The sequence below is a fragment of the Patulibacter medicamentivorans genome, assembly GCF_000240225.1.
In the GTDB taxonomy this organism is placed as follows: Bacteria; Actinomycetota; Thermoleophilia; order Solirubrobacterales; family Solirubrobacteraceae; genus Patulibacter; species Patulibacter medicamentivorans.
The window spans coordinates 1-5324 of sequence record NZ_AGUD01000282.1; the positions used below are offsets into that span (position 1 = coordinate 1).

Below are 5324 nucleotides of genomic sequence, written 5' to 3' on the forward strand. Positions count from 1 at the left end.
CGACCGGGGCCACGCCGTCGCCGGCCGGCCCGAGGTCCGCTCCCCCACCGCCGCCGCGCCCGGAGCCGCCGTCGGCGCCGCCGGACGCGGCCGCGCGACGGGCGCGCATCTCGACGATCGCGAGCAGGATCGCCGGCGCCAGCGCGACGATCGTGATCACCGCTGCCCAGGTGAAGGTGTGGCCGAAGGCGTCGGCGATCCGGTCGCGGACCTCGAGCGGCAGCGGCCCCTGCGCGGACCCCGTCCCCTCCCCGAGCGAGCCGGAGAACCCGCGATCGGCCATCCCCCGGGTCAGGAGCACGGTGAACAGCGCCGTGCCGATCGCGCCGCCGACCCGCTGCAGCACGTTCAGCCCGGTCGTCGCCCGTGGGATGTCGGCGTGGCTGAGCGTGGCGTAGGCGGCGGCCATCGAGGGCATCATCGACATCCCGATCCCGAACCCGCGGACGAGCAGGATCGCGCTGATCAGGACGTAGGACGTGTCGCCGCCGACCGCCGCGAACATGAACGTCGTGACGGTCACCACGGCGACGCCGACGATCGTCGGCAGGCCGCCGCCGATCCGGTCGGTGATCACGCCGCTGAGCGGCATCGCGATCGCCATCCCGACGCCCTGCGGGATCAGCAGCAGGCCGGCGTGGGTGGCGTCCTCGCCGCGCGCGATCTGGAAGTAGAGCGGCAGCAGGATCATCGCGCCGAACATCGTCCCGCCGAGCACGAAGGTCGTCGCCGACGCGCTGCTGAAGCCAATCTTGCGGAACAGCCGGACGTTGATCACCGCGTGCGGGGTCCGCAACGCGTGCAGCACGTAGAGCACGATCAGCAGCAGGCCGCCGGCGATCGGGCCCCAGGTGATCGCGCCGTCGAAGCCGCCCTTCTCGCCCGTCTCCGAGAGCCCGAAGACGAACGCCGCGGCACCGCCCGAGGCCAGGATCGCGCCCAGCCAGTCGAGCGGCACGCCGCCGTGGCCCTCGGCCCTCGGCAGCACCCGCCGCGCCAGCAGCAGGCCGATCAGGCCGACCGGCACGTTGACCAGGAAGATCCAGCGCCAGGAGAGGTGGTCGACGATCAGGCCGCCGATCGTCGGCCCGAAGATCGGCGCCAGCAGCATCGGCACCGCGATCACGCTCATCACCCGGCCGACCCTCTGGGGCCCGGCCTGCTGGGTCAGCATGATCTGGCCGACCGGCATGATCATGCCGCCGCCGACCCCCTGGAGGATCCGCAGCGCGATCAGCTGGTCGACGTCCTGGGCCAGGCCGCAGAGCGCCGAGGTGGCGGTGAAGAGCGCGACCGCCACGATCCAGACCCGCTTGCCGCCGAACTGCTCCGAGGCCCAGCCGGTCAGCGGGATCACCGCGGCCAGCGCCAGCATGTAGCCGGTCGCGACCCACTGGACGGTGCTGAGCGGCGCGTCGAGGTCCTTCGACAGGTCCTGGAGCGCGACGTTGATGATCGTCGTGTCCAGGATCGACATGACCGCGCCGACGATCACGACGATCGCGACCGACATCAGCTTGCGATCGCGCAGGATGGACTCGGTCATCGACGGGGCTCCGGGGCAGTGAAGGGCGAGCGGCGGGCGCTCGAGCGGGACGCGGCGCACGATCCCGGATCCTGTGGTTCCGAATCGTGGCGCCCGGCTATTATTAGCACCCTCAGCTTCTTCCGGATCGCCCGGTCCGGATGCCCGCCCGCGGCGCCTGCGACGGGCGTCCTCGCCGATCGTCATCCTCCGTCGGGCGGCGGATCCCGACGCCCTCCCGAGAACCCACCCGATGCCCGCCGCGCCCGACCCCTACCGAACCCTCGACGACGGTCCCGACGAGGCCGCCGCCGGTCCCGAGCTGCGGGCGGTCCGCGACCAGCTGGTGCGGCTGTTCCGGGCGACCAAGCGGATCCGCGGCCACGGCAACCAGCACCTCCAGGGCGGGCTCTCGATCCCCCAGTTCCACCTGGTCGAGCCGCTGCTGCACAGCGACGAGCCGCTGCCGGTCGGGCGGCTCGCCGAGCTCGCGGCGACGACCCCGCCGACCGCGACCACGATGATCCGCAAGCTCGAGGACCAGGGCCTGATCGAGCGCTCGGCCGACGCCGGCGATCGGCGCGTGGTGCGGGTCGCGCTGACCTCCGCGGGCCGGGCCGTGGTCGACGAGCGGCGTCAGCGCGTGGCCGCCTGGCGGCTGCGGGTCGCCGCCGCCGTCCCCGAGGCCGACCGCGAGACCGGTGCCCGCGTCCTCTCCGCGATCGCCGACGAGCTGGAGCGCGCCGCCGACGAGCTGGCCGCGCTGTCGACGGACAGCGACGGCGGCTAGTCCTACAGGCCCAGGTCCCGCACGCCCAGCTCGTCGAAGCCGACGTGGTGGGCGAGCTCGTGGCGGACGGTGATCAGCACCTGCTCGCGCAGCAGGTCCGGGTCGTGGCCGAAGTCGCGCCTGAGCGTGTCGCGGAAGATCAGGATCTGGTCGTTGATCGTGTCGCGGACCGCGCCGTCGCCGCGGTAGAGGCCGTAGGCGTGGTGGCGCCGGCCGTCGTCCGAGATCACGACCGCGACGTTGGTGTCGAGGACGCCGCGCAGCAGGTCGGGCAGGTCGTCCAGCGCCTCGCGGACCAGCTCGGCGAAGCCGTCGTCCTCGTAGGGGTCCGCGGCCAGGAACTCGCCCTCGTCGGGGTCGACGGTCAGGCCCTCGGCGGCGAGCCGCTCGGCCCGCTCGACGACCTGCTCGAACTCCTCGTCGGTCTCCGGCGTGCGGTAGTCGGTCATCCGGCCGGCGATCAGCCCGAAGATCCCGAAGATCACCGCCGCGCCGGTGACCACGGTCCCGGCGGTCTGGACCGTCCGCAGCAGCGGCTCGGTCGCCCACGCGCCGAGCAGGACCGTGATCGTGCAGGCCAGGCAGAGCCCGGCGAGGGCGGTCACCAGCGGGGCGCGCATGATGCCCATCGACCTAGGGTAGGGCACCGGAGCGCGCGCCCAGCCGGGACCGGACGCTCGACCGGCTCAGCCGAGCATCGCGCGGCTGATCACGACGCGCTGGATCTCGTTCGTGCCCTCGTAGATCTGGGTGATCTTGGCGTCGCGCATGAAGCGCTCCATCGGGTAGTCCTTCACGTACCCGTAGCCGCCGAGGACCTGGAGCATGTCGACCGTCACGGCCATCGCGGTGTCGGACGCGAACAGCTTCGCCATCGAGGTCCACTTGCCGACGGCGCGCGAGCCGCGGGGCTCGTTGTCGACGACCGAGCAGGCCTTGTAGAGCAGCTCGCGGGCGGCGGCGACGCGGGTCTCGGCATCGGCCAGCTTCCACTGCAGGCCCTGGAAGGTCGCGATCGGCTTGCCGAACGCGATCCGCTCCTTGGCGTAGTTGGTCGCGTAGTCGACGGCGCCCTGGGCGATCCCGACGGCCTGAGCGGCGGCGCCGAGGCGGGTCCGCTCGAGCGTGCCGAGGGCGACGCTGAGGCCCTTGTCGACCTCGCCGATCACGTTCGCGTGCGGGACCCGCACGTCCTCGAGCACCGGCGAGCCCGTCGGGGAGCCCTTGATGCCGAGCTTGCGCTCCAGCGGGCCCCAGGAGAAGCCCGGGCGATCGCTCTCGACGACGAAGGCGGTGATCCGGTTCCGCTCGAGGTCGGTCTTCGCGAAGACGACGTAGAAGTCGGCGATCGAGGTGTTGGTGATCCAGTTCTTGGTGCCGTTGATGACCCACTCGTCGCCGTCGCGAACGGCGGTGGTCTTCATCGACGCGGGGTCCGAGCCGGCCTCGGGCTCCGACAGCGCGAACGCCGGCGAGTGCTCGCCGCTGGCGATCTTGGGCAGGAACCGCTGCTTCAGCTCGTCCGAGCCGAAGAGCGTGATCGGCAGCGATCCGAGCTCCTGGATCATCTGGATCAGGGCCGACGACGCGCAGACCTTCGCGATCTCCTCGACCGCCAGCTGCTGCATCAGCGTGCCCATGTGGATACCGCCGAGGTCCTCGGCGATCGGCAGGCCGAGGATGTCGGACTCCGCGAGCGCCTTGCGGACGTCCCAGGGGTACTCGCCCTTCTCGTCGATCTCGGCCGCGCGCGGAGCGATCTTCTCCTGCGCGATCTGGCGCACCGCGTCGCGGAACTCCAGCAGCTCGCTCGGGATCTCGTAGACACCAGTGGACAGATCGTTGGCCATGGAGATAATCCTACTTCCGCGCATTCGCCCGCGCGACGTGGCGCGGCCACACCCGACCGACGGGCGGGTGGACGATCGCCACCGGCGATCGGGGGCGATCGAACGACGACCGTCTGGCGGCCCGCGCTAGTTCGCGCTCGCGAGGCAGTTCGCGCAGCGACCGCTGACGACGACGGTCGCCGCGTCGACGGCGTGGCCGGCACCCTCGGCGGCGCGGGTGGCCGCGGCGCGACCGGCGCTCGTGTCGAGGTCGATCAGGGCCCCGCAGCCGGTGCAGGTGAAGTGGTCGTGCGGCGACGGGTTGGTGTCGTAGCGCGCCGCCCCCGGAGCGGCGACGCGGCGCACCAGGCCGAGCTCGGCGAACAGCTCGAGCGTCGAGTAGACCGTCGGCAGCGCCAGGCCCGGCAGGTCGCCGGCGGCCTCGCGCAGCAGCGCCTCGGCCGTCACGTGCCGCGGAGTGCCGGCCAGCAGCCGGTGCAGCGCCAGCCGCTGCGGCGTCACCCGTAGGCCGGCCCCGCGCAGGCGCGCGACGAGCTGCTCGTCGGCGGAGCCGGTGACGGTGGGCGCATCCATGCCCGACATTCTAATAGGTCATCCTAATTTGTAAAGTCTTGTGACAAGCGCGACGTCGGGGGCCTGCCGAAGGACACGCCGATCCGGCGCGATAGCGTCCCGGGCATGGCGGACCCGCTCTTCGACCAGCCCGGCCTCGAGGTCGACGTCGCCCAGCTGGCGGAGGCCCTGGAGCGCGACGCCGTGACGCTGATCGACGTCCGCGAGCCCTACGAGTGGGAGGCCGGCCGGATCCCCGGCGCCGTCCACGTGGCGCTCGGCGAGCTGGGGTCCCGCGCGTCGGAGATCGACCGCGAGCGGCCGGTCGTGTTCCAGTGCCGGGTCGGCGGGCGCTCGGGGATGGCGGCGCAGGCGTTCCGCGAGGCCGGGTTCGACGCCTGGTCGCTGCGGGGCGGGCTGCTCGACTGGGCCGCCGCGGGCCAGCCGCTCGTGCCCGAGGGTGGGACGGTCGCGGACCACTGAGGGGTCCTGGCTGGCCGGTGGTGGCTGGCCGGTTGGGGGGTTGCGGCTGCGGTGGTCGGGGGTTGCGGCTGCGGTGGTCGGGGGTTGCGGCTGCGGTGGTCGGGGGTTGCGGCTGGGGTGGTCG

At 72.7% G+C, this 5324-nt stretch carries 6 protein-coding genes; 2 read left to right on the plus strand and 4 right to left on the minus strand.

Annotated elements, in window-relative coordinates; all coding sequences use genetic code 11:
- Positions 1 to 1546 (minus strand): DHA2 family efflux MFS transporter permease subunit (locus PAI11_RS19485; RefSeq protein WP_170320759.1); only part of this gene is annotated, 1546 nt, incomplete at its 3' end.
- Between the two features lie 232 nt (positions 1547 to 1778).
- On the opposite strand from PAI11_RS19485, the gene PAI11_RS24820 reads away from it, so the two are divergent.
- Positions 1779 to 2315 carry a MarR family winged helix-turn-helix transcriptional regulator gene (locus PAI11_RS24820; RefSeq protein ID WP_007578041.1) on the plus strand — a complete coding sequence of 179 codons (537 nt, stop codon included), beginning with the start codon at positions 1779 to 1781 and terminating at the stop codon, positions 2313 to 2315.
- 2 nt (positions 2316 to 2317) lie between these two features.
- Here PAI11_RS24820 and PAI11_RS24825 read toward each other — a convergent pair whose 3' ends face one another.
- The 3 genes from PAI11_RS24825 to PAI11_RS19505 all read right to left on the minus strand — a co-directional run bounded on the left by PAI11_RS24825 (position 2318) and on the right by PAI11_RS19505 (position 4738).
- A complete protein-coding gene (locus tag PAI11_RS24825) occupies positions 2318 to 2944 on the minus strand; it encodes a metallopeptidase family protein (protein WP_007578043.1) in 627 nt (208 codons plus the stop codon).
- A 57-nt stretch (positions 2945 to 3001) separates the two neighbouring features.
- Entirely contained in the window at positions 3002 to 4165 is a 1164-nt protein-coding gene (locus PAI11_RS19500; protein ID WP_007578044.1) for an acyl-CoA dehydrogenase family protein, read from the minus strand.
- 126 nt (positions 4166 to 4291) lie between these two features.
- Complete coding sequence (locus tag PAI11_RS19505; protein WP_050897327.1) at positions 4292 to 4738, minus strand: Fur family transcriptional regulator; 447 nt, start codon at positions 4736 to 4738, stop codon at positions 4292 to 4294.
- A gap of 105 nt (positions 4739 to 4843) precedes the next feature.
- Between PAI11_RS19505 and PAI11_RS19510 the strand changes: the two genes are divergently transcribed.
- Positions 4844 to 5200, plus strand: a complete 357-nt coding sequence (locus tag PAI11_RS19510) for a rhodanese-like domain-containing protein (protein WP_007578047.1) — start codon at positions 4844 to 4846, stop codon at positions 5198 to 5200.
- The last annotated feature ends 124 nt before the right edge of the window (positions 5201 to 5324 follow it).